Raw genomic sequence first — 22,288 nt, forward strand, 5'->3', positions numbered from 1 at the left:
GCCACCGTCGGCGCGGTGGGTGAACCCCTGCTCGGTTCCGTCAAGGCCGCGCTCGAACTCCTGGGCCGCTGAGAGCTCGCGCAGATAAGCGTGTGCTCATGGACGGCGGTTCGGGCGGTTGTCCCAGCGGTGGGTCGTCCAGGCCCGGTGGATCAGGCTACGGACGGTGATGGTCGTGTCCGCCTGGCTCGCTCCCCTCAGGCGCTCGGCCTGCGGCTTCGCAGGGCTCCTCGACTCGTGAGCGCCACCCCACCGACGCCAGCCAGCAGACGAAACTGCGACACACACGACAGGCGTGCCGGTGAGGGTGGGGAGGCATGTGAGTGTCAGCCGGCTTCCGGGACGGGCCGTGCCGGGGCGCGCGTCGCCGAGTCGCCGATGGTGATCATCCGAGCACCCACCTGACGGCCGGCATGCGCCGCTACATCGCTGACCGCGACCGGCTCACCGTCTTCCAACTGCCGCCCTGCGCACCCGACCTCAATCCGGTCGAAGGCATCCGGTCCGTCCTGTGGCGCACCACCACAGCCAACCGCGCCTTCGCCGACCCCGACGACCTGATCACCGCCGTCCGGCGCGGCCTACGCCAACTCCAGTACCGCCACGACGTCCTCGACGGCTGCCTCACCGGCACCGGACTCCGACGCCAGCCACCATGACGACATCACGCATTCAAGGTCAGTAGTTCGCTGCGCGCGTCGCGAGGTCAGGCGTGGCCTTCCGGTAGAGACCAGTCCACAACGCGAAGCCCGGCCCTCTTGAGGTGGTCAGGGGTTGTACCGAGTCGTTGTATCGGCGTTTTCCCACGCCGTGCGAGCCACTGTTTCCTCCGAGTACGTTCCTCCGGAGTGAGCGCCTCCCAACCGCCGTGGTGAAGGCCCGCGTCGGCGGTGGAGCCGGCCTCGTGCGTGGCCTGCTGTACGTACGCGAACTCGCGGGGGCTGGTTCCCAAAGTGATGAGTGCCCAGGCGGTCGGGTAGTCGAGGGACGGGCCGTGCTGCCGTATGAGGTGGTGGGCGCGCCACTGGCGCAGCGGGGCCAGGATCCGGCGTCTGGTGCGTACGGTCATGCCGTATCGGCTCCGGGTTGAGTATCGAGGGTGGACAGCCAGCGGCTGGCCATGTTCTGGAGGTCGGTGCTGCCGAGCGTGCGCAGTGTCTGGGTAAGGGCGCGCAGGAAGATTTCACGCTGGTGTGGGGTGTGGAGATCGGCAAGCAACTGCTCGGCAAACCAAGCCGCTTCCGCGTGCAAGCCGTCGCGGGTGGAGTCCCGTGGCGGTCTGGGATCCTTCACGGCTGTGGACAGCTGAGCAAGTTCGCCGAGGCGCTCGGGGTACTGGTCGATCCACCACGCAACGCGCTGGTCCGGATCGGACAGGATGGCCTGGAGGAAGGCGATCCGGCGGTGGGTCTCCTCTCGTTCGAGAGCGCCCTGCTGTGCGCGTCTGAGGTGCTCTTCGGCCAGGTTCCGGTCCGCGTCGGCGACCGTCAGGTGTGCGGTGCCCCGTGTCTCGGGCCACGGCTCGGGAGACATCGGGTGTGCGATCGTCGCGTTTACGGCATCCCGCGCCGCGAGCAGCCCCAGCACGGAGTGGTGGCGAAGGATCCGGGCGGTGTGCTCGCGCAAATGATGCCGAGCTAGTGCGGCCGGAGCATGGTGTCCTGCTGACGTGTCGCCCAGAGGATGCCAGGTGCCCTCGATCCGTACGGTGAAGTGCACGCTGGTTGTCCGACTGGGCATGTACTCGTCCTCGATGAGCAGGCGCCGCCGGGTCTGCTCCTCGGCCGGGACCGCCGCGACTCCTGGCGCGGCGGGCGGCGGTGCCAGAAGACGGCGTGACGGCGGCGCTACTTGAGCGGAACGGGATCACCGTGCGGCCGGCACCGGGGGTGTGAAGCGATTCCCGGGTCAGTCGGCTCCCCTACCTGCATCGGGCCACACGTTCTGCGGTCAGGCAGGCACGGACCATCGCCACCCGGACCGTCGGGCCGCCGATGCCGCACTTGATGACGTAGAAGAGGAAGATGTTGGTCGAGGTGACGGCGAGCGCGTACACGTAGACGTCATGAAGAATCTGCGCATAGAGGCAGGCGCCGATGGTCAGCACGGCCGTGGCGTAGAAGAGCGAGGTCGGTACCCACTGGGTGAGCGCGGAGAGCCCAGTGATCTTGCCGTCGTCGCTGGGGAGCGTACTGAGACCGAGCCGCCTGGAACGCGCGATGACCGCGCGGACGTAGGCCAGGCTCAGAAAGTTCGCGAGCCAGGTCAGGCATTGCCCGATCGCGGAGTTGAGTGGCCACCAGCGGGGTTCGACCAAGGTGATCGCCAGTACGAGTAGGCAGGGCACGACGGCCATGATCCGGATGATCACCTCAGTCGCCAGAGCCAGCCGGCTCAGCGCTCCGGCCCGCCGCCCTATGGCGAGCGGCGTGAGGCCGGAGAACAGAGTCTGGTAGTACTTCGGCGCCGCGATGGCATAGGAGAGCCCGACCATCCGGGCCGGCAGGTTGGCCCGCCAGTCCGGCAGCCGGTAGTCGCTGTGCCGCCACGAGTCGACGATCGGGAAGCCCTTGGAACCGCCGTCGAGGTGCTGCACCAGCTCCACCAACTTGTTGCCCCAGTCGAGGTCGAAGTCCCGCAGCAGCCAGGTGATGACGGTGGAGTTCGTTACAGCCCAGATCAGCGCCGACACCAGCGACCAAGCGAGCAGCCAGTTGGTGAAAGGTCTGCGGTATCCCTCTGGGCGGCCGCTCTGCTGCCGGTGCATCCGCCACAGCCGCCACTCCCGGCCCGGATCCCCGGCCAGCGGGCGCAGCAGTTCGCGCAGTGCCCGCCAGCCGGTCTCGACCCGCAGGTCGGACTCGCCCCGCTCGGCAGCCTGCACCGTCGCCAGTTCCGCCAGAAATTCGTTCTTCAACTCACCGAAGGAGAAGGTCTGTTCCGTACCAGTGCCGAAGAGGAGCAATCGACGCGCCGGATCGGCGTCGATCAGATCCTCGATGAAGCGCGTCAGCTGCACGGCACGCATATAGAAGATGTCCGGGACCACACCGTCGGTGCCCGTCCGTCCGGTGCCGAAGAGGATCAGCAACTGGCCGAGCGAGTAGAGGTCGGCCCGGGCGATCTCACTGTCGCCGGCCTTGACCTCCGGGGCGATGTAGGAGGACTCGGCGCCCGAAGTTCCTGTGATGGTGTGGGTGTAGAGGTAGTTGCGTCCGAGGTCGATGAGTTTGAAGGCGCCGTCGGCGTCGGACACGATGATGTTGGACGGCGAAAGGTCGGCGTGTACGCCCTTGATCCGGCCGTGTACGGGGGCGTCCTGCGCGAGGCGTTGCAGGTCCTCCAGCGCCTCGAAGAGCAGCACGCCCTTCTCCCTGAGCCGTTCGAGCCGGAGGGAGGGTACGCCCGCGCCGGCGGCTTCCGGCTCCCACTCCTCGCGGACGAGTTCCGCGAGCGTCCTGCCCGCGATGAAGTCCATCAGGATCCAGCTGTCGAAGCTGGCCCAGACGCGTACCAGATGCCGGGAACCGGTGGCGGCGGTTCCGTACGTCTCGGCGTAGTCGCGCGTGGCGTGGGTGAGGGTCCTGATGCTGGTGAACGGGTACAGGATCAGCTTGAGGGCGAACTCCGGGCGGGTGCCGTGCACGGTGCTCGCGGTGCTGCCTCGCAGGATCATCGAGGTGCTGCCGTGCCGGTGGAACCGCAAGTCGCCCCGCATCGCCCGCCATTCGCGCTCGGCGGGATCCACTGCCGCGTCCGCGCGACGCCGGGCGGCCCGCGGCTGCGGGTGGTAGATCTCAGCGATGACTTCCGCGACGGCGTCCTCCGCGACGAGTACGCCGCAGACGCCGCCACAGTCATGGGTCAGTGCCCGGCCATTGGAGCCGGGGTTGGGCGGGGACTGCGGGAGCGAGCGCTGTGCCTCGGATTCAGCGAGACCGAGCAGGGTCAGCAGGTAAAGGCTGACGAACCCGAACAGCGCGGCCAGGCTCGCCCGGCGCCGTTCGCTCTGCGCGCGGTATCCCAGGCACCAGTCGGTCAGGCGGGAGATCGTGGCCTGCCGGCCGGCGAGTCCGAACCGGCTGTCGAAGGTCCGTTCGTCTGGCGGTATGCCCTGCAACAAAAGCCGCCACGACGTGAGGCGGCGGGTCCGCTGACGTGTGCTCTCCGGCCCGCCGTCGGCGGTCAGCTCCAGCAGCTCCCGTAGCTCCGACAGGTGCCGGTCGCTATACCCCCTCAGTTCGCCCAGTGCCGCGAGCAGCAGGTCCGGCGTTGCGCCTCGGTTCTCCATTCGCGGTGTCCACCACCATCAGTCTCGGCATGGCACGGATGCTTCCCCGGCGGATCAGCTCGGCCGGCCTGCCCTCGGTGGCGCAGAAGGCGATTCCGTACGCCAGCCGCGCGCTGTCGAGGAGCCGGCGCTGGTCCAGCTCGTGTCGCTTGAGCTCGGGCATCCAGGGCAGCGGGGCCAAATCGAGGACGTACGAGGCACCAGTTGCGGGGAACGTACGCATCCGGCGCAGCCAGTCCTGGTCGCGGTGCTTCTGACGGATCGCCGCCAGGTAGCCGCTGCCGAGACCGGGGCGCATCCGCTCGAGATGCAGATAGGTGAAGCGGTGCAGCAGGGAGAGCCCGCTGTCCGCCGACCGCATCGGGCGCGTACTGAGGGACAGGATGTGCGTGCAGCCGTCGTCGACCGCAAGCCGGAACGGCAGGGCGGTGAGTACTCCGCCGTCGACCGCACGCCGCCCGTCGGGCGTTGGGGCCGTACCGGGCAGGGCGATGGGCAGCCAGGCAGAGGCGCGCAGCGCGGCCTTCAGGCCCTGGCGGGAGGCGAAGTCCCGCAGCACGACGGTCCGCAGGGCATCGACATCGGTGACCGGGACGGCCAGCGGTATAGCCGACCCCAGAACCGCCTCGTAGTCGAGGGGCTTGACCCGTTCCATGATGCGGTCGAAGGAGTACCCAAGGTCCAGGATCGGGCGCCGGCGGAGCGCCCGGGAGAAGTCCACGAACTGCTTGGTCGTAAGGTCGTCGTAGTAGATCGACAGTGGGTACCAGGTCTCCCCGGCGAGAAAGTAGGCCCCGTTGATGCCGCCGGCGGAGCAGCCGTACACCACGTCGAACGCGTTCTTGAAGCCATAGTCCTCAAGCTGGGACAGCATCGCCGCGGAGATTACCCCCCGCATGCCGCCGCCCTCTACGGCAAGGGCTACGGTCGCTCCGTCGTCGCGCTGCCCCGGTAAGCTCCCCGAGTCCCGTCGGGCACGCAAGATCGCTAATACAGGATGCGCCGCATCCCAGTATTCAAGCCCGTTCTTTCCATCGCCGGCCTGCATGGCACCCCCGCAGGATCAGGCCCCTGATCTCCCGTCACCACACGCCGGCTAACACCCTGCCAGACGCGAGGTATCTCCGGGAAGCCCTGGGTGTCGCTGAGATCACCTCACTCTGCGGGATCGGGTTCGTGTACCGAATCTTCTCCGTTCAGCGGTATTTCCTGGGAAGGCAATCCCGCCCTGGCTCACATGACATCGGCTTCGGTCCGGCGCATATCCGCTTCCGTCCGCATGTGCATCGGTGGAAGAGCGGTTCCCTGCTGAAAGCCGGCGAGAAAACCACGCGGTCGCTCCTCGGTTACGAGGCCGGGTTCCATCTTCACTGCCTACCACGTCGAACCTGGCTCGGCATCCTACTGTAACCCGCCACGGGGCGTGGCGGGGATCAGTAACGGCGAGAGTCGAAAACGGCCGGGGTCGGACGGGAACCCCTCCCGTCCGACCCCGGCCGTGTGCTTGTCCGATCCCGGTGAACGTTGGCATCATGCCGCGGCCTTGACCAGCGAGGTGAACGCCGGTTGCGCGTTGGCCGGGGCCGCCGCGCTCGCCGACGGCCCGAGGGCCGGGCTGGGACGGAAGTCGCCGGCACCCCGGTGCTGTCCTCCAGGCGCTGAGCCCCACCAAGGGTGAGGCGGGAAACTCCCGCCGGACCGGAGGTACTGCTGTGATCGTTCGCTTCGCGGGTGGCCCGCTCGCCGGGCGCGAGCTGGAGACCGTCGACGCCCCGTGGGTCGGCGGCTGGCTCACGGTTGGTGACGCCGCCTGGGGCCTGTACGTCCCGGTCCACCGCGACCCGGCGACCGGCACCGTCCTGGCGGAGGCCCGGGTCACCGTACCGCGCCGCTGGTAGTGGCCCGCCCCGCCACCGCAGTGCCGCGCGGTGACGTACGAGACCCAGGGTCCTGCCGGCAGGACCCTGGGTCTCGTACGGCGGTGGGGGAGCGGTCAGAGGTTGTCCCAGTAGCTCTCCCGCTCGGAGGGCGGCCCGAACCGTTCGATGGACCAGCAGGTGCAGTTCCCGCCCTCGTACAGCTCCTTGTCACACTCTACTGCGGTGAGCTTGTCCAGCCGCTGCTTGAGGTTGGAGACCCATACGCCCAGCTTCACGGACACCGTCTCGCCGTCGATCACGATCTCCTCGATGTGGCCGCGCGGCACCGGCCGGTTGGGGCCTTCCCGTTCCACCCACTGCGCCAGGGCCGTAAGGCCCCGCTGGAACGCCTGCTGGGCATTGCTCGGGTCCCTTACCCGGGTGGGCGGCTTCCGGGGCGGGGGGCGGGGCCTCAGGGCCCTTGATGCCCAGCGCGGACAGCCGCTTGCGCTGTTCGGGCATGAGCTGGGCCCAGGTGCCTGGTTCCTGTTGCCGCCACCGCGCGGTTCCGATGTCGTCGCCCTCGAAGGTGACGCCGGGCGCGATGCAGGGCAGGTGGCCGTCGGCGTCGACCAGGTCGGCGAGGATGGGGTAGTGGCGTTGCCAGTTGAGGGGCCAGGGGCAGTTCCAGTCCGGGTCGATCGCGGTCAGCTGCTTCGCGCGCTGCTCCGCCCGCTTCGGGTCCTTCCCGAGGCCGCCCTTGCGCCGGAGGTTGGCCATGTACTGCCCGATGGGCACCTCGGTCCCGTCGGCGGGATCGGTCCATACCGCGTCCTGGCGGGGGGCGAGGTGCCCGGTGGCACGCCGGTAGGACCGGAGCGCGGCGAGCTTGTTCTCCCACGCCTCCTTGCCCGGCTCCCAGACCATCCCGGCCTCCGGCAAGTCGAGCAGCTCCTTGCGGTGGGGGTCGAGTTCGCCGGCGCGCAGCGTCTTGCGCTGCTGGTGCACCCATCGCCCGAGGGGGAAGTCCTTGGTGACGCCGGCCTCGGTCTCGGTGTCGTAGGGGACGGCGTGCAGGCCGGTGATCCCGTTCTCCCTGCGCCAGCGCAGCAGCGCCTCGTAGCCCTCCAGCCAACCAGCGACTCCGGCCGGTAGACCCGGGTCCGCAGGAAGGCGGCGATGGTCGCGGCGTCCCGGGGAGAGGAGAAATGCACCAAGGTCGACTCGGCAGCGGCGTCGGTGTCATCCTGCTTCTGGTTCTGGCCGTAACCCGTGCCGTCGGCCCCGACGATCCGCCCGTCCTCATCCCGCCGGACGTGGACCTTGCGCTTGCCGCTGTTGAGGGCGCGGAAGGTGAGGGCGAACGCCGCTTCCACCCGCCCGCCGGCGAGATGTCCGGCCGCGATGCCGAGCACCAGCAGGGCGCGTTGTTTCGCGTGGCCGGTAGTCAGGGCCTCCACGTCCTCATCCAGCACCCACCCCGGCAGCCCGAGGCGTGCGCCGCAGGTGACACGGCGGGCGGCCACCTTGTCCGGGGAGAAGGAGAAAACCCACGGCCACGGCGGCGGCTCCTGGTCGGCCGTCAGAGCCTGCGCCGCCGTGCGGGAGGCGGTCGGCCTGGTCGGCGCTGCGCCGGTCTCCGGCTGTCGCGTACCCGAGGGATTCGACGCTGGACAGCCATGCGTCGGCGACGGCTGGGCGCTGCTCGCTGAGCACCCGACGGGCGCGGCGGGCGAGGTTCAGCGCTTCCACGCCGTTGCCAGCGCGTGCCTCGAACTGGGCGAGCGTGCCTATCTGGTACGCGGTCAGCAGCGGGTTTTGGGCAGTGCGTGCGGCTTGACGGCCCCGCCGTACCAGGAGCGGGCCGACCCGTGCTCTCCCTTGATCTCACGCGAGCCAGCCCGCGAAGGAGGCGGCCTCGCTGCCCACGGCGGCCAGCCGCGCCCGGTCCGCATCGCCGGTCGCGGTGCGGGTGAAGGACGACCGTTCCGGTCGTGGTCATGGCCCTTGTCTCAGTCCGTGCACCGGGCCACGATTGAGACGCGTGAACCGCTCCAGCGATGAAGGAATCCGTGTAGAAGCGAAGGCCCAAGACAGAGGTATTCCGCGCAACCATCCTGAAAGGGATAAAACGCGGAAATGCCGCCGGGTGGCGCAGGCTCTACGGGCAAGGATGCGAACCCATCCGATGGGGAATAAATGGGAGTTTTGTTCCTTTTAGGACTCTTGCTGGTTTTCACGGGAAATTTGATTTCCCAATCGCCCGAGAGTGCTTCAAGTGGTAGTTCTACTCATTCTGTCGGCGTTGTGCTCATTGTGGTTTCTGTGGTGGGAACCTTGGTGAGCGCGAAGCGCAGATCGGAAGAAGTGCAGCGGTACCGCAGTGCTGGGTGGGTGAGTTGCGTGCGCTGCGGAGGCAGTGGGGAGGTTGTTGAGAACGAATATGCGCAGGACTGCCGTTCCTGCTCTGGCCGGGGCTGGCACCCACCCAACTGATGACGGGTTGCAAAGTGATCGGGTATTTGCTGCTCACACGGCGACGCCGAAGCAGCACCTTAAGCCGCTCCGCCGTATTCGGCCGGCCAAGGCCCCCGAGCCGACCGCCAGCGCCCCGGTGCTGTCCTCCAGGCGCTGGGCCGGCGGCCCACGCGGTTGTACGGCCGTGCCGACAGCGTGAGACCCCCGGGCCCTGCCGGCAGGGCCCGGGGGTCTCACGCTGTGGGGGAGCGGTCAGAGGTTGTTCCAGTAGCTCTCCCGCTCGGAGAGCGGCCCGAACCCCTCGATCATGTCGCAGGTGCAGGTACCGCCCTCATACAGCTCCTTGTCACACTCCTTGTGATGCTTTCGCACCCGCCGCTTCGCCGGGGCCGCCGGTGGCGCGGGCTGCGGGGCGGGCGGCTCGGAGGCGGCCTCGACGGCCGGCACCGTACCCGCCCATGTCATGCCCAGCGCGGCGGGGGCGGCACGCTGCTCCGCGGTGAGCTTGTCCCGCCAGGGCGTGCCACGGGCCCGGCGCGGGTACGAGACCGCGTCCGCGCCCTTGGTGGGTGGCCCCGTGTGCGCTTGGGCACCTCCTCTCACCGGAGCCCCCAAGAGGGTCACTCGTGTGGGCGGTTTGGTGATCCGGGCGTTCCCAGGTGTGGCCGGGCCTGATACGCCTCGGGCCATGACAATCACCCAGGGAAGAGAGCTGCCGGAACGGGGCGACGAGCCGCCCGTGGCGCCGGGGCACAGCCCACTGCTGGGGCATCTCAAGCCCTTGCTCGCCGATCCGCTGGGTCTGCTGGCGGCACTGCCGCACATCGGCGATGTGGTGGAGCTGCGCTTCGGCCGTACGCCGACCTATGTGGTGTGCTCCCCGGAGGCGGCGCAGCAGGTACTCAGGAATGCCGACCACGCCTTCGACAAGGGGGGCACGTTCTACGAGAACATGCGGTCCATCGTCGGCAACGGCATGGCCACCTGCCCTTTGTCCCAGCACAAACGGCTCCGGCTGCTCGCACAGCCCGCCTTCCGGTCCGACCGGATGACCGGCTACGCCCGCGCCATCCAGAAGCCGGTGCACGCCTTCACCGCGGCCTGGTGCCCCGGGCAGACGCTGGACGTGCTGCCCGAGATGCGGTCGCTGGCCACCCGCTCCACCCTCGCGACGATGTTCTGCCGCCGGGAGTTCGACCGCGAGATCGCGGGACTGCGGCAGGCGGTCACCGATTTCGTCAACCACCAGACGATTCTGAGGATGATCGTCCCCGGCCTCAACCGCCTGCCCACTGCGCACAACCGCCGCTACCGCACAAGCGAAGCCAGGCTGCTGCGCTTCCTGGACGAGGAGATCGCCGCCTATCGCAAGGACCACCAAGATCACGGCGACCTGATGTCGATGTTCACCACCTCGCTCGACAGCGACCGGCTCAGCGACCGTGAAGTGCGCGACACGGCCATGACCGTGCTCCTCGGCGGCGTGACCGCGACAGCCGTCGGCCACGCCTGGGCCCTGCACCAGCTCTCCCAGGACGCCGCACTGGACAACGAGGTGGCCAAGGAGGCGCAGGCCGTCGCTCTGCTCGACGAGGGACACCCGGCCGACGAGGTGATGGCTCAGCTGCCCCTCATCCGGGGAGTCGTTGCCGAGGTCCTGCGACGGCGAGCGCCCAGCTGGATCTTCCCCCGCGTGACCGTCAAGGACGTCGTCGTCGGCTCCCGGCGTATCCCGGCCGGCGCTCAAGTGCTGCTGAGCCCTTATGTGCTGCACCACCACCCCGGCCTGTTCCCCGCACCGGAGAACTTCGACCCCCACCGGTGGCAGGGACGCGACCCGCACCGGGCCCCGGGGTGGCTGCCGTTCGGAGCAGGGGCGTCCAAATGCATCGGCTACGAACTCGCCTTCATGGACCTGACCTTCTCTCTCGCCTGGATCACCCGGTCCTGGCGCCTCGAACCCGGCCCCCACCCGGTACGCCCGCGACCGCGACTCCACCTGGAACCGCACGGCCTCACCCTGCGCCTGACCGAACGCAGCCCACACTGACCTGCTGGAATGCGGGACGAGCCCCGGCGTGCTCAAGCGCGTCGCCAGGAACGGCTGGTGGTTCACCGCAACAAACACCCGGAGTCCGTCGCCGAGCACTCCTTCCGGGTTCGATCCTCGACAGCGAGACCCCGGCTGCGGGCGAAAACCTCGCGGTGGTCGGCGAGTTCATCTGCCCGGCGGCCGGCACCGGCACCATCGCCGTCAACGAGAGCGCCCCGTTCCAGAACACTGTCGTGGCCCCCGGCGGACCGCTCCTCACCGAGCATCGCCGTCGAACATGGCCAGGCGGACGAAGTGGTCGGCTGCGTCGAAGGCGCCGCCGGCGGCCAGGTGCTGCTGGGCCTTGCGCCACTCGGCAGGGGTGCCGTGTTCGGCGGTGCGGTCGGGGAAGAGTCGGCAGGCGGCGAGGCTGTAGATGTTGACGGTGCCCTCGACCTGGGCGGGCCAGCTCCAGTGGCTGGGGCGATGGCGGTGGTGGCCGAGTTCGGCCACAGGTCCCAGTTGGTCTTCATCCGGTCCACGCGGTAGATCCCGCCGCCGTCGCCTTCCAGGGGCATGGCGGCGCGGACGGTGGTGGAGTCGGGATTGGCCGCGCGCCGGCTGGTGACGACCATGGGGCGCAGCGGACTGGGTGCGTCGCGCCCGCCGGACTGTCCGTCCAAGCCGCTGATGGCCTCCTGCGCTCCGATGATCTCTTCGTACAGCGCGAGGAGCGCCTCTTGGTCCTCGCCCGGATCGCAGCCTCCGGCAGGAGTGGTCGGGGCACGATTTCTGCCGGTGTAACTTCCTGGTCGCCTCCGGTCGTGACGGGTTGGCTGTATGGCGTCGGGAGGCAGGGCCGAACGTGCCCCCCGCTTCTGTCGAGGAGACAGCCGTGAACAAGATCAGGGCCGCTATTGTCGCGGTCGCCGCCGTGGCGGGCCTCGTTGTGGCCGTACCACCCGTCGCGCAGGCCGTGAACGGCTGCGAGACCGGCGGCCGTGCCTACGTGTGTGAGTTCGGTATCACCGCCAAGAAGCTGCCGGATGGGACTGAGCAGGTCTTCGTGGTGGGCACCGAGCGGGCGGTGTGGACGCGCTGGACCGATTCCGACGGCGACTGGAGCGAGTGGGAGCCGATGGGCGCGGTGGCGGTGAGCGCTGTGGTGATCACGGGCGAGCGGCCCTGGGAGTTCGCCGTCCACGTCGTCATGCCCGACGGCTTCGGGTGGTACCGCCTGCGCAACGTGGACGGCTACTGGACCGACTGGGCCCGCAACCCGGACCCGAAGTAGCCGGTCGCGGGTCCCTACGTCCGGCCGGGGGCGGCCGGCGAGGCGCCACCTTGCCGGCCGGGGCGGGTGACGACGTCATCGAGGCGTCGCCACGCGGACGACCGGACCCGGCGGCCCCTGCCGGCCACACCCACCCCCGCACCTTGCGGCCGATTGCACTCGCCTGCCCGGCGGCCCGGCCCGACACGCCCCGGCTTCACAGGAGACCTTATGCAACGACGTACGTTCCTCACTGGCACCGTGCTGGGCGCCGCCGCGCTCGCCTCCGTCCCGGCCCTGCCGGCCGGCGCGTCGGCGGCCACGGTGACCGTCGGTTCCCTGGCCGACCTCCAGACCAGGATCAACGAGGCGAAGCCCGGAGACCGGATCGTCCTGGCCGACGGCACCTACACCGTCCCCTCCAACACGCCCATCACCATCTCGGGCAAAGCAGGCACCGCCGACGCGCCGATCACCATCGTCGCGCAGTCCCGTGGGGGAGCGGTGCTCCAGGGCGCGAAGAGCTTCGTCCTCGGCAACTCGAGCAACATCACCATCAGCGGGTTCGCCTTCCGGCAGAGCACCACCCTGGAGATCCCGGCGAACTGCCCGGGCATCCGGCTGACCCGCAACGACTTCCGCTTCGCCGACGTCAGCGGACTCGACTGGGTCGTCGTGCGGGGCGACAGTACCAAGATCGACCGCAACCACTTCCACGACAAGACGACCGAGGGCATCTTCCTCGTCGTCGACGGCCCGGGCTCCACCGCCATGGCCCAGAAGCCGCACATCCTCAAGAACTACTTCTCGGACCACGCCTACGCCGGGGACAACGGCGGCGAACCCGTCCGGCTCGGGGTCAGCAGCCGCGCACTGTCCAGTGCCAACGCCGTCGTGGAGTACAACCTGTTCGAGCGGTGCAACGGCGACCCCGAGGCCGTTTCCGTGAAGTCGTCCGGCAACACAATCCGGTACAACACATTGCGCAACAGCCGGGGCGGCATCGTGCTGCGGCACGGCAACCAGTCCACGGTGGAGGCCAACTACCTGCTCGACGGCACCGACGGCGTACGCCTCTACGGCAACGACCACACGGTGGTCAACAACTACTTCGCCGGCCTGTCGGGCCGCGCCCTCGTGATCGGCAGCGGCACCACACGCGACCACCACTCGGGCGAGACAACCGAGGAGCGGCGCGGCAACGACGCGTGCGACCGGGCGGTCATCGCGCACAACACCTTCATCGGCAACGCCAGGCCGATCTCGGGCGAGGAGCGGACCTACGCGCCGCAGGACGCGGTCGTCGCCGACAACCTCCTGGTCGGCAGCACCGGCAGCCTGGTCGCCATGGGCGAGACCAGCGGCTTCCTCTGGCAGGGCAACATCCTGTGGGGCGCGGCGGCCAACGGCAACATCCCCTCCAAGGGATACCGCCGCATCGACCCCCTCCTGCGCCAGGAGCCCGACGGGGTGTCCCGGCTGTCGGCGGGCAGCCCCGCGATCGACACGGCTACGCTCGCCACCCTGACCCTGGTCGACGACATCGACGGCCACCCGCGCGGCAGCGCCCGTGACGTCGGCGCCGACGAGTACTCGGTCCAGGCCCCACTGCGCCGTCCCCTGACCGTGTCCGACGTGGGCCCGAACGCATCGTGAACGACCCCGCCGACGGGCCCCCGCTCCGGCGTGGGCCCGTCGGCGCGACCCGGGACCACCCTCCTGGACCCGCCGCCCCGGCGTCCTGCGCCCGGTGACCCACCAGCCGGGCGCCCCGGCCCGGGCTCACCTCGGGTGGTGGCCCGGGCACCGCCGAGGCGATCCCTGTGACGCGAGCAACGCCGACTGGGCGGCACAGATCGCCGTGCACGCGCCTCGGTGATCTACAGGCGGACGATGATCAGCGCGATGTCATCGAGGCCGCCGTCGGCGACGCCGAGGTCGGTGAGCAGGGTGTCGGCCAGGGCCTCGGGAGCGAGGTGGGCGTGGCGGGGCGAGGGTGTCGGTGAGGCGGTGCAGGCCGACGTCGATGTCCTAGCCGCGGCGTTCGACCAGTCCGTCGACGACGACGCCTCCACCGTCACCCACTCCACCGGCGCCGACAACGGCGACGAGGGCACCACGGGCGTCGACGGAGCAGGCGAGTACTGGACGGTCGTCACCGGCAACGGAACCAAGTACGTTTTCGGCCTGAACAAACTCGACGGCGCCGGCACCGACGACCGCACCAACTCCGTATGGACGGTACCGGTCTTCGGCGACGACCAGGGCGAGCCCGGCTACAGCGCCGGCGACTCCTTCGCCGGGCGTGCCAAGAACCAGGCCTGGCGCTGGAACCTCGACTACATCGAGGACACCCACGGCAACGCCTCGTCCTACTGGTACACCGCCGAGCACAACAACTACGACAAACTCGGCGACGACACCACCGGCACCGACTACATCCGCGGCGGCTACCTCAAGGAGATCCGCTACGGCCAGCGCGCCGGCAAGCTGTTCTCCGCTTCCCCGGCTGCCTCCGACAAAATCGTCTTCGACTACGCCGAGCGGTGCCTGGCCACGGGCACCGGCTGCGACTCACTGACGAAGGACACCCGCGACAACTGGCCGGACGTCCCCTTCGACGCCCTGTGCAAGGACGGCGACAAGTGCACCGGCAATGTCGGCCCGTCCTTCTTCACCCGCAAGCGGCTGACGACGATCACCACCTACGCCTGGAACGCCAAGGCGGCCACCCCCGGCTACGAGCCGGTGGACGTCTGGGCGCTCAAGCACCTCTACCTCGACCCCGGCGACACCGGTGACTCCACCGACCAGTCGCTCTGGCTCGACGAGATCAGGCACACCGGCAAGCGCGGCACCGACCTCTCCCTCGACCCGGTCAAGTTCGACCACGTGATGCTGCCCAACCGGGTCGACGGCACGGCGGACGACATCCTGCCCCTGAGCAAGCCCCGCCTGAAGGCCGTCACCTCCGAGACCGGCGCCCAGACCATCGTCACCTACCTGGACGCCGACTGCACCGCGGCCGGCACCAAGCCCAAGCTGGACGAGAACACCCGGCGCTGCTACCCGGTGTACTGGTCGCCCAACGGGGAGAAGGACCCCCGGCTCGACTGGTTCCAGAAGTACCCGGTCGGCTCCGTGTCCACCACCGACCCCCACGGCGGCTCCGAAGCCGTACAGCACAGCTACCAGTACACCGGCGGCGGCGCCTGGCACTACGACGAGGACCCGATGACGCCCGCCAAGGAGCGCACCTGGTCCATCTGGCGCGGCTACCAGCAGGTCACCCACCTCACCGGCCTCTCCGGGCACACCCAGAGCAAACAGACCAGCGTCTACCTGCGCGGCATGAACGGCGACCGCGTCCTCGGCTCCGACGGCAAGACCCCGGACCCGGACAAGCGCAAGACCGTCACCGTCACCGGTATCAAGGCCGGCCAGATCACCGACGCCGAGCAGTACGCGGGCTTCACCCGCGAAGCGGTCACCTACGACGGCACCGAGGAAGTCGGCGGCACCGTCAACGACCCCTGGTCCAAGCGGACGGCGACCCAGCACAAGTCCTACGCCGACACCGAGGCGTACTACGTACGCACCGCCGCCACCCACACCCGCACCCGCATCACCAGCAAACTCACCCCCTACGACCGCGTCACCACCGTCAAAACCGCCTACGACGACTACGGCATGGCCACCACCGTCGAGGACCAGGGCGACGACGCGGTCACCGGCGACGAGAAGTGCACCCGCACCTGGTACGCCCGCAACGACGACAAGGGCATCAACTCCCTCGTCTCCCGCAGCCGCACCGTCGCCGCCACCTGCGCCACCGCCGACACGGCCCTCGACCTGCCCGCCGACTCCACCCGGCCCGGCGACATCATCGCCGACACCGCCATCATCTACGACGACCCCACCGCCACCGCCTGGTCACCGTCCCAAAAGCCGCTCAAGGGCGAGGTGACCTGGACCGGACGCGCCAAGGGCTACGCCAGTGACGACGCCCCCGCCTGGCAGAAACTCTCCCGGACGACGTACGACGACCTCGGGCGCGTCAAGACCGTCACCGACACCAACGACCTGCTGGTCGCCTCGACCACCTACGACCCGGCCGACTCCGGCCCGCTGACCTCTACAACGGTCGAGGACGCCAAAACCTACAAGACGACCCAGAACCTGGACTTCGCGACCGGCGCAGCGCTGAAGGTCACCGACCCGAACGGTAAGGTCACCGAGAGCGAATACGACAGCCTCGGCCGCATCACCAAACTCTGGCTCCCCAACCGGCTCACAGTCCTGAGCAAGACCCCTAACTACGTCTACAACTACCACGTCACCAGCACGGACATGCCGTGGGTGTCCACCGGCACCATCAAGCACGACGGCTCCGGATACAACACCGTCTACGAGTTCTACGACTCCCTGCTGCGCACCCGCCAGATCCAGGCCCCCACTCCGCAGGGCGGCCGGCTCGTCTCCCTGACCGAGTACGACGCGCGTGGTCTCGCGGTCAGCCAGCAGTCCGACATCTGGGACAGCACCGCCCTGCCCGGCTCCACTGCCGTGGAGGTCTCCGGAGGCCAGGCACCCCTCCAGACGGACACCACCTACGACGGGGCAGCCCGGCCGAAGAAGGCGGAGACGAAGATCCACGGCGTCACCCGCTGGACCACCGACACCACCTACACCGGTGACACCGTCGCCACCACCGCCCCGACGGGCGGCCAGGCCACCGCCGTGACCACCAACGCCCTCGGCCAGACCACCCAGCGCCGCGAGTACGCCGGCCCCACACCGACCGGCACCAACTTCACCACGACCGACTACACCTACACCCCCGCCGGACAGCAGAAGACGGTCACCGGCCCCGACCAGAGCAAGTGGTCCTACACCTATGACCTCTTCGGCCGCCAGGTCACGGCCACCGACCCCGACAAGGGCAAGGCGGCGACGGAGTACAACGACCTGGACCAGGTTGTCAGCACCACCCCCAACGACGACGCGTCCAGGAAACTCCTCTACGAGTACGACCAGCTCGGCCGCAAGACCGGCATGTGGCAGAAGGACAAGACCGACGCCAATAAACTCGCCGCCTGGAGCTTCGACCAGCTTGCCAAGGGCCAGCAGGACACCGCCACCCGCTACGACGGCGGCGTGAGCGGCAAGGCCTACACCGACAAGGTCACCGCCTACGACGCGATGTACCACGTCACCGCCCACCAGCTGCTCCTGCCCGACAGCGAGCCCCTGGTCTCCGGCGGCTACGTCAAGAACACGCTGTCGTTCACCACGGGCTACAACCTTGGCGGCTCGATCAGCCAGTACTCCGCCCCGGCTGTCGGCGGCCTGCCCTCCGAAGGCGTCTCTTACACCTTCAACGCCCTCGGACAGCAGGTCACCGCCAAGGGCACCACCGGCTACCTGCACGGCGCCGCCTTCTCCCCGCAGGGCGACCTGCGCCAGCTCACCCTGGGCATGGACGGAACGTCCTCGGCGAAGAAGGCCTACCTCAACTGGGACTACGAGGAAGGCACCCGCCGCCTCACCCGCTCCTACGTCACCGACGACGTGCACGGCTACATGCCGCAGGAGCTGAAGTTCACCCAGGACGACGCCGGCAACGTCACCTCGATCACCGACGCCACCACCCTGGGCGGCACGGCCAAGCCCGACAACCAGTGCTTCACCTACGACGGCAACCGCCGCCTGACCGAAGCCTGGACCCCCAAGACCGCCGACTGCGCGGCATCCGGCCGCACAGTGGCCAACCTCGACGGCGCCGCCCCCTACTGGACGTCGTACACCTACACCGACGCCGGCCAGCGCAAGACCGAGACCCAGCACACCACCACCGGCGACAAGACCACCACCTACACGTACAACGACACCGCCGACACCAAGCCCCACACCCTCGACAAGACCACCGGCACCCGCACCGCCACCTACACCTACGACGCCGCCGGCAACACCACCTCCCGCCCCGGCCCCACGGCCCAGCAGACACTGACCTGGAACATCGAAGGCGACCTCACCAAACTCACCGAGGGAACCAAGGAAACCGGCTACCTCTACGACGCGAACGGCGAGTTGCTGATCCGCCGCGCCAAGGGCGACGGCGAGACCATTCTCTACCTGGGCGCCGGCACGGAACTCCACGTCACCACCAAGGGCACCACGAAGACCACCTCGGCGACCCGCTACTACACGGCCAACGGCCAGACCATCGCCGTCCGCACCGCCACCACCGGCGTCACCGGCACCAAGCTCAGCTTCCTGGCCGCCGACCACCACGGCACCTCCAGCAGCGCCCTGGAAGCCGGCACCTACGCACTCACCAAGCGCTACAGCACCCCCTTCGGCGCCCCCCGCGGCACCAAACCCACCACCTGGCCCGACGACAAAGCCTTCCTCGGCAAACCCGCCGACGACACCACCAACCTCACCCACATCGGCGCCCGCGAATACGACCCCACCACCGGCCAGTTCATCAGCGTCGACCCCATGCTGGTCCTCGACCAGCACCAGTCACTCAACGGCTACGCCTACGCCAACAACACCCCCGTCACCATGTCCGACCCGTCCGGCATGTGCATGGCCGATGCCTGCGGCGTAGGTGTACCCAAGGGCCGCGTGGTATTCGACGACGACAAGCCAGGCGAAATCATCACAGACGGTCCCGTCAACCCCGGCGGTCCGGTCAAGCCCGGCCAACCCGATTCAGGCAGCTGCCACCGCGGTAGCTGCGGCCCAGTCAAATACAACAAGACCGGAACCTCGCACACCAAAAGCAACGGTCATACGGCAAGTGGTAGCGGTTTGGGCATGGTATGTACGGGAACCGGCCTCCTGGCCTATTGTCGTGGTGCATCAGACCCGGGGCCCGGTGACTCGAGCTCGAACCTCGGCAACTACATATCCAGCCTCGTGAACAACGGCGACTTCTGGTCGGGGCTCGGGCAAACCATCCTCGGAGGGTTCAGCACAGGCGGCGGAGTCGTCCTTGGCGCCTCGGGCGTAGTCGAGTGCGGCACCGCAGTGCTGTGCGAAGTAGGAGTCCCCTCGATCGCCGGCGGCGCCGGAGCCATCGTCTTCGGCAAGAAGATGATCGACTCAGGCTCAGACAAACTAGGCCAAGCCTTCCGTGAAGCTGACGGTGAAAGTGGTGGAAGAGCAGCCCAGGTGTACGGTGACGAATATGAAGTCTTCCTCCAGGAAAAGCTGGGAGGTGGTGGAGGCTTCTCCGAAAAAGGTCGGCAATTCGACGGCGCATACGTCGACCCTGTCAGCGGAAAGGGGACCTGGTATGAAGCAAAATCAGGGAACTTTTTCGAAAGTACATTGAAAGATCCGAAGAGGCTGGCGAAATTCTATTCGACCGAAGGGCAGAAGGCAGGTATAGCATCGGAGAGGGGTGTAGAATACAAGCTAATTTCCGAGAATCCCATACCGGCACCCGTAGAGAAGTGGCTTGGCAAGAAGGGGATACCCTGGGAAGTGATTTCCAGGTGACGAGAGTAGGAAGTGGCTCGCGATGAGCAGGACTGTCGATATCGATCTTACTTTTGCGCGAGCGGTCAACGTTTCCGCCTTCGTCCAGCTTCTTTTGGAATCTGGAATGCGGGCGTCGTGTAATGGTGAAATCTCGTATCTTATCGACGACGACGGGATGTTCGAGTGGAATAAGGGGGCCCCTTCTGAAGTCGAAGGTATCCTCTCGGCAATGGGGCATGAGCGGGTGTCTGATTGCACTGTTGGTATAACGCTCTACTTCCCTGACTCGTCGAGCGGGGCTGACTTCCTATTTCATCCGGATAGGGAATCTGTCTCCTGTGTCATCGCTGTAAATCCCAAGCTTCTAGAAGGCAGTGTATTCTGTGATATTGGATGGTATGCGGCTAGGCTGATCCCCTGGCTGGAGCCGCTCCATCTGATTGGAGTGGAAACAAGAGATACAAGATAGGGATTGCCGCCGCAGTAGTTCAGCATGCAGGTGGGCCACCGACTGGCAACCCTCTTCGTTGGCACTCCGGACAATATGCGGTGTGTCTGTGGTTTTCGCTGTGCTCAAGGTGGCTTGAGCAGTGGGTACACCTGTGGGCCAACGAGGCCATTCTTTCGACTGCAGCAGGCATCGGCATCGGGATCGGAACTGACTCCGGTGGCGAGAATGGCGTTAGGACACGCGGAGTAAACGACTCGGCTGGCCGCCTCTTCGGCCGGCCGGGTCGCGCACCCTGTCTATCCGCCCAGGAAGCGCCGGAGGATGTCGTTTTCTTGTCGGCGTTGGCCGGTTGGCTGGTGCGTGGTGGCACGGCTTTGAGCTCGTAACACGATCATGAGCGGGCCTTCTTGAGACGTCTCCAGCAGATGAGGCCGCAGGCCAGGGAGACGAAGGCGTCGTGCAGGTCGAGGCGTCTTTCCCAGCGAACGGCCAGGCGCTTGAAGTGGTGCAGGAGCGAGAAGGTCTGCTCAACGACGTAGCGGAGCTTGCCCAGGCCCTTGATGTTCGGGGCACCCTTGCGGGAGATCACCGGCAAAATGCGGCGCCGGCGCAGCTCACGCCGGTTGGGGTTGCTGTCGTAGCCCTTGTCGCCCAGTAGCGCGTCGGGGCGCCTGCGCGGACGGCCCGGTTTCCCGGCGACGGGCGGGATGCCGTCGACCAAGGCCAGGGTCTGGGTGACGTCGTTGACGTTGGCCGCGGTGGTGATGACCTTGAACGGGGTGCCCTTCCCGTCGCAGATCAGGTGGTGTTTACTGCCCGTCTTCCCGCGGTCGACCGGCGACGGGCCGGTTGCCGCGCCCCCTTTTTTGCGCGGATGTGGGAGGCATCCACGCATGCCCGGGTCCAGTCCAGGGCGTCGGCCGCATGGAGTTCGGCGAGCAGGATGCGGTGCAGTTGGTCGAAGACGCCGGCCTCGTGCCACCGGCCCAGCCGACGCCAGCAGGTCTGCCCCGATCCGAAGCTCAGCTCCGGCGGCAGCAGTTGCCAGCTGATGTCGTTGTAGAGCACGTACAGGATGCCCTGCAGGCACCGCCGGTCATCGACCGGCTTCGGGCCGGGCGCCTTCTGCGGCCAGGGCGGCAGCAACGGCTCGATCAATGCCCACAGTTCATCCTCCACGATCCACGGCCGACTCCCCACACCTCACGAACGGTGGAATCGTCGTACCAGTCACGCTCCACCAGCACACATTCACAAGATCGTGTTACGAGCTCATAGCGATGAGTGATGCGCGACTGAGGTGCGTGAGGTGCGTGAAAGAGGGAACCGTCGATGGCGGGAGACGCGTATATGCCCCTAATTTCTTGGAAGTAACTCTCATTTTGTGTGCTTGTAGGGGTGAAGTAAGGGCATTCGGTGGCCAGGAGGTTGATAACGATGGTTCCCCTGCTTCTGGTTCTTCTGCTGGCTCTGATCCTCTTCGGTGCAGGCTTCGCCCTGAAGGCACTGTGGTGGATCGCGGTGATCGTGCTCGTCGTGTGGCTGCTCGGCTTTGTCGTCCGCTCCGCGGACAGTGGCGGCCGCAAGGGCCGCTGGTACCGCTGGTAGACGAAAAGCACCCGGTGTGAAGAGCACGCCGCGCGCGAGCAATGAGTGGGCCCGGCCGACACGGCCGGGCCCACTGGCGTTAAAGACAAGCTTCCTTGCAGCCGTTGGGAGGGATGGGGCTTGTCGGACGCACCGCAGGGTACATAAATCATGCACCGGCCCCGCAGACTCAGCAGTGGAACCCTGCTCCTCCTGTCTGCGGGGCCGGTGCGCATCCGCCTGTCGACCTGAGCCGCGCTGAGCTGAGGATGGGCTGATCGTCGCGGTCCTCAGGCACTACGAGTCCAGAGCCACGGAATCGAGGCCGCTGCTCCACGCGCACGCGATCGTGTCGATCCGCGCCCGGCGGCCCCACGACGGGAAGTGGGGCAACCTGTCCGCGGACTCGCTGATGACCCACATCGTCGCCGCCGACTGCCTCTACACCCTGTACTTCATGGAGGAGGTGACAGCCAGGCTCGGGTGGGCGTGGGAGCCGCGCGAAGTGACGCCGGGCCTCCGGCCCGTCATGGACATCGCCGGGATCGACCGGCGGCTGATCGGCTGGCAGTCGACCCGCCGCCAGCAGATCGAGGACGCGCTGCCCGTCCTGACCGACGAGTACGAGGAGAAGCACGGGCACGCGCCGGGGGAGCGGGCCTCCTACGCACTTGCATGCCAGGCAGCCGACCAGACCCGCCCGCCCAAACGTACGGAACTGCTGTCGCTGACCGAGCTGCGCAAGCGGTGGCGCACCTCGGCGATCCGGGCGTTCGGCGCCTGCACCGTCTACCGGCTCGCCGAGCGGGCGCGGCACGGCTTG

14 protein-coding genes and 3 pseudogenes are annotated in these 22,288 nt (G+C 67.9%); 10 read left to right on the plus strand and 7 right to left on the minus strand.

Annotation, left to right across the window (positions count from 1 at the left end; translation table 11 throughout):
* Nucleotides 1-323: 323 nt before the first annotated feature.
* Nucleotides 324-659 carry a transposase gene (locus tag H5J33_RS03455; protein WP_399552758.1) on the plus strand — a complete coding sequence of 112 codons (336 nt, stop codon included), beginning with the start codon at nucleotides 324-326 and terminating at the stop codon, nucleotides 657-659.
* 406 nt (nucleotides 660-1,065) lie between these two features.
* On the opposite strand, the gene H5J33_RS03460 is transcribed toward H5J33_RS03455, so the two are convergent.
* On the minus strand, nucleotides 1,066-1,719 hold the full coding sequence (locus H5J33_RS03460) for a hypothetical protein (RefSeq protein WP_181793298.1): 654 nt from the start codon (nucleotides 1,717-1,719) through the stop codon (nucleotides 1,066-1,068).
* Between the two features lie 101 nt (nucleotides 1,720-1,820).
* Between H5J33_RS03460 and H5J33_RS38265 the strand changes: the two are divergent.
* A pseudogene (locus tag H5J33_RS38265) lies at nucleotides 1,821-1,895 on the plus strand (DUF523 domain-containing protein); the annotation flags it as partial.
* A 26-nt stretch (nucleotides 1,896-1,921) separates the two neighbouring features.
* Here H5J33_RS38265 and H5J33_RS03465 read toward each other — a convergent pair.
* Together H5J33_RS03465 and H5J33_RS03470 are read right to left on the minus strand one after the other, a co-directional pair.
* The gene (locus H5J33_RS03465) at nucleotides 1,922-4,291 is read right to left on the minus strand and encodes a hypothetical protein (protein WP_181793299.1); all 2,370 of its coding nucleotides are present in this window, start codon (nucleotides 4,289-4,291) and stop codon (nucleotides 1,922-1,924) included.
* Complete coding sequence (locus H5J33_RS03470; RefSeq protein WP_181793300.1) at nucleotides 4,227-5,339, minus strand: patatin-like phospholipase family protein; 1,113 nt, start codon at nucleotides 5,337-5,339, stop codon at nucleotides 4,227-4,229. Before H5J33_RS03470 ends, H5J33_RS03465 begins: the two co-directional genes overlap by 65 nt.
* 664 nt (nucleotides 5,340-6,003) lie before the next feature.
* Between H5J33_RS03470 and H5J33_RS03475 the strand changes: the two genes are divergently transcribed.
* Entirely contained in the window at nucleotides 6,004-6,189 is a 186-nt protein-coding gene (locus H5J33_RS03475; RefSeq protein WP_181793301.1) for a hypothetical protein, read from the plus strand.
* Between the two features lie 95 nt (nucleotides 6,190-6,284).
* Here H5J33_RS03475 and H5J33_RS03480 read toward each other — a convergent pair.
* Together H5J33_RS03480 and H5J33_RS03485 are read right to left on the minus strand one after the other, a co-directional pair.
* Nucleotides 6,285-7,508, minus strand: a pseudogene (locus H5J33_RS03480) (helicase associated domain-containing protein); the annotation flags it as partial.
* Between the two features lie 1,372 nt (nucleotides 7,509-8,880).
* A complete protein-coding gene (locus H5J33_RS03485) occupies nucleotides 8,881-9,231 on the minus strand; it encodes a hypothetical protein (RefSeq protein ID WP_181793302.1) in 351 nt (116 codons plus the stop codon).
* Between the two features lie 85 nt (nucleotides 9,232-9,316).
* On the opposite strand from H5J33_RS03485, the gene H5J33_RS03490 reads away from it, so the two are divergent.
* Nucleotides 9,317-10,678, plus strand: coding sequence for a cytochrome P450 (locus tag H5J33_RS03490; RefSeq protein ID WP_181793303.1), 1,362 nt, complete (start codon nucleotides 9,317-9,319; stop codon nucleotides 10,676-10,678).
* Between the two features lie 258 nt (nucleotides 10,679-10,936).
* Here the strand turns inward: H5J33_RS03490 and H5J33_RS03495 are convergent, their stop codons facing one another.
* Complete coding sequence (locus H5J33_RS03495; protein ID WP_181793304.1) at nucleotides 10,937-11,173, minus strand: M60 family metallopeptidase; 237 nt, start codon at nucleotides 11,171-11,173, stop codon at nucleotides 10,937-10,939.
* A 382-nt stretch (nucleotides 11,174-11,555) separates the two neighbouring features.
* Between H5J33_RS03495 and H5J33_RS03500 the strand changes: the two genes are divergently transcribed.
* From H5J33_RS03500 to H5J33_RS03515, 4 genes are all read left to right on the plus strand, one after another.
* Complete coding sequence (locus H5J33_RS03500) at nucleotides 11,556-11,954, plus strand: hypothetical protein (RefSeq protein ID WP_309485302.1); 399 nt, start codon at nucleotides 11,556-11,558, stop codon at nucleotides 11,952-11,954.
* Between the two features lie 210 nt (nucleotides 11,955-12,164).
* The gene (locus tag H5J33_RS03505) at nucleotides 12,165-13,589 is read left to right on the plus strand and encodes a polysaccharide lyase 6 family protein (protein WP_181793306.1); all 1,425 of its coding nucleotides are present in this window, start codon (nucleotides 12,165-12,167) and stop codon (nucleotides 13,587-13,589) included.
* Between the two features lie 354 nt (nucleotides 13,590-13,943).
* The gene (locus H5J33_RS38270; RefSeq protein ID WP_309485303.1) at nucleotides 13,944-19,445 is read left to right on the plus strand and encodes an RHS repeat-associated core domain-containing protein; all 5,502 of its coding nucleotides are present in this window, start codon (nucleotides 13,944-13,946) and stop codon (nucleotides 19,443-19,445) included.
* Nucleotides 19,446-19,467: 22 nt separating this feature from the next.
* Nucleotides 19,468-19,896 (plus strand): hypothetical protein, encoded by a 429-nt coding sequence (locus H5J33_RS03515; RefSeq protein WP_181793307.1) that lies wholly within the window; start codon nucleotides 19,468-19,470, stop codon nucleotides 19,894-19,896.
* Nucleotides 19,897-20,269: 373 nt separating this feature from the next.
* On the opposite strand, the gene H5J33_RS03520 is transcribed toward H5J33_RS03515, so the two are convergent.
* Nucleotides 20,270-21,078 (minus strand): IS5 family transposase gene (locus H5J33_RS03520; RefSeq protein WP_309485304.1). Its coding sequence is split into 2 segments (ribosomal slippage): nucleotides 20,270-20,758 and nucleotides 20,761-21,078, totalling 807 coding nucleotides; the frame shifts between segments, so codons are not numbered across the junction.
* A 237-nt stretch (nucleotides 21,079-21,315) separates the two neighbouring features.
* On the opposite strand from H5J33_RS03520, the gene H5J33_RS03525 reads away from it, so the two are divergent.
* Complete coding sequence (locus H5J33_RS03525) at nucleotides 21,316-21,486, plus strand: DUF5670 family protein (RefSeq protein WP_059247750.1); 171 nt, start codon at nucleotides 21,316-21,318, stop codon at nucleotides 21,484-21,486.
* Nucleotides 21,487-21,730: 244 nt separating this feature from the next.
* Nucleotides 21,731-22,288: pseudogene (gene mobF, locus H5J33_RS03530) on the plus strand (MobF family relaxase); the annotation flags it as partial.

The organism is Streptomyces sp. WELS2 (assembly GCF_013870595.1).
Lineage (GTDB): Bacteria > Actinomycetota > Actinomycetes > Streptomycetales > Streptomycetaceae > Streptomyces.

Coding starts and splice junctions, on each gene's coding strand:
- H5J33_RS03525 (WP_059247750.1), top strand. CDS start 21,316: ATGGTTCCCCTGCTTCTGGTTCTTCTGCTGGCTCTGATCCTCTTCGGT.
- H5J33_RS03505 (WP_181793306.1), top strand. CDS start 12,165: ATGCAACGACGTACGTTCCTCACTGGCACCGTGCTGGGCGCCGCCGCG.
- H5J33_RS03515 (WP_181793307.1), top strand. CDS start 19,468: ATGAGCAGGACTGTCGATATCGATCTTACTTTTGCGCGAGCGGTCAAC.
- H5J33_RS03490 (WP_181793303.1), top strand. CDS start 9,317: ATGACAATCACCCAGGGAAGAGAGCTGCCGGAACGGGGCGACGAGCCG.
- H5J33_RS03470 (WP_181793300.1), bottom strand. CDS start 5,339: ATGCAGGCCGGCGATGGAAAGAACGGGCTTGAATACTGGGATGCGGCG.
- H5J33_RS03465 (WP_181793299.1), bottom strand. CDS start 4,291: ATGGAGAACCGAGGCGCAACGCCGGACCTGCTGCTCGCGGCACTGGGC.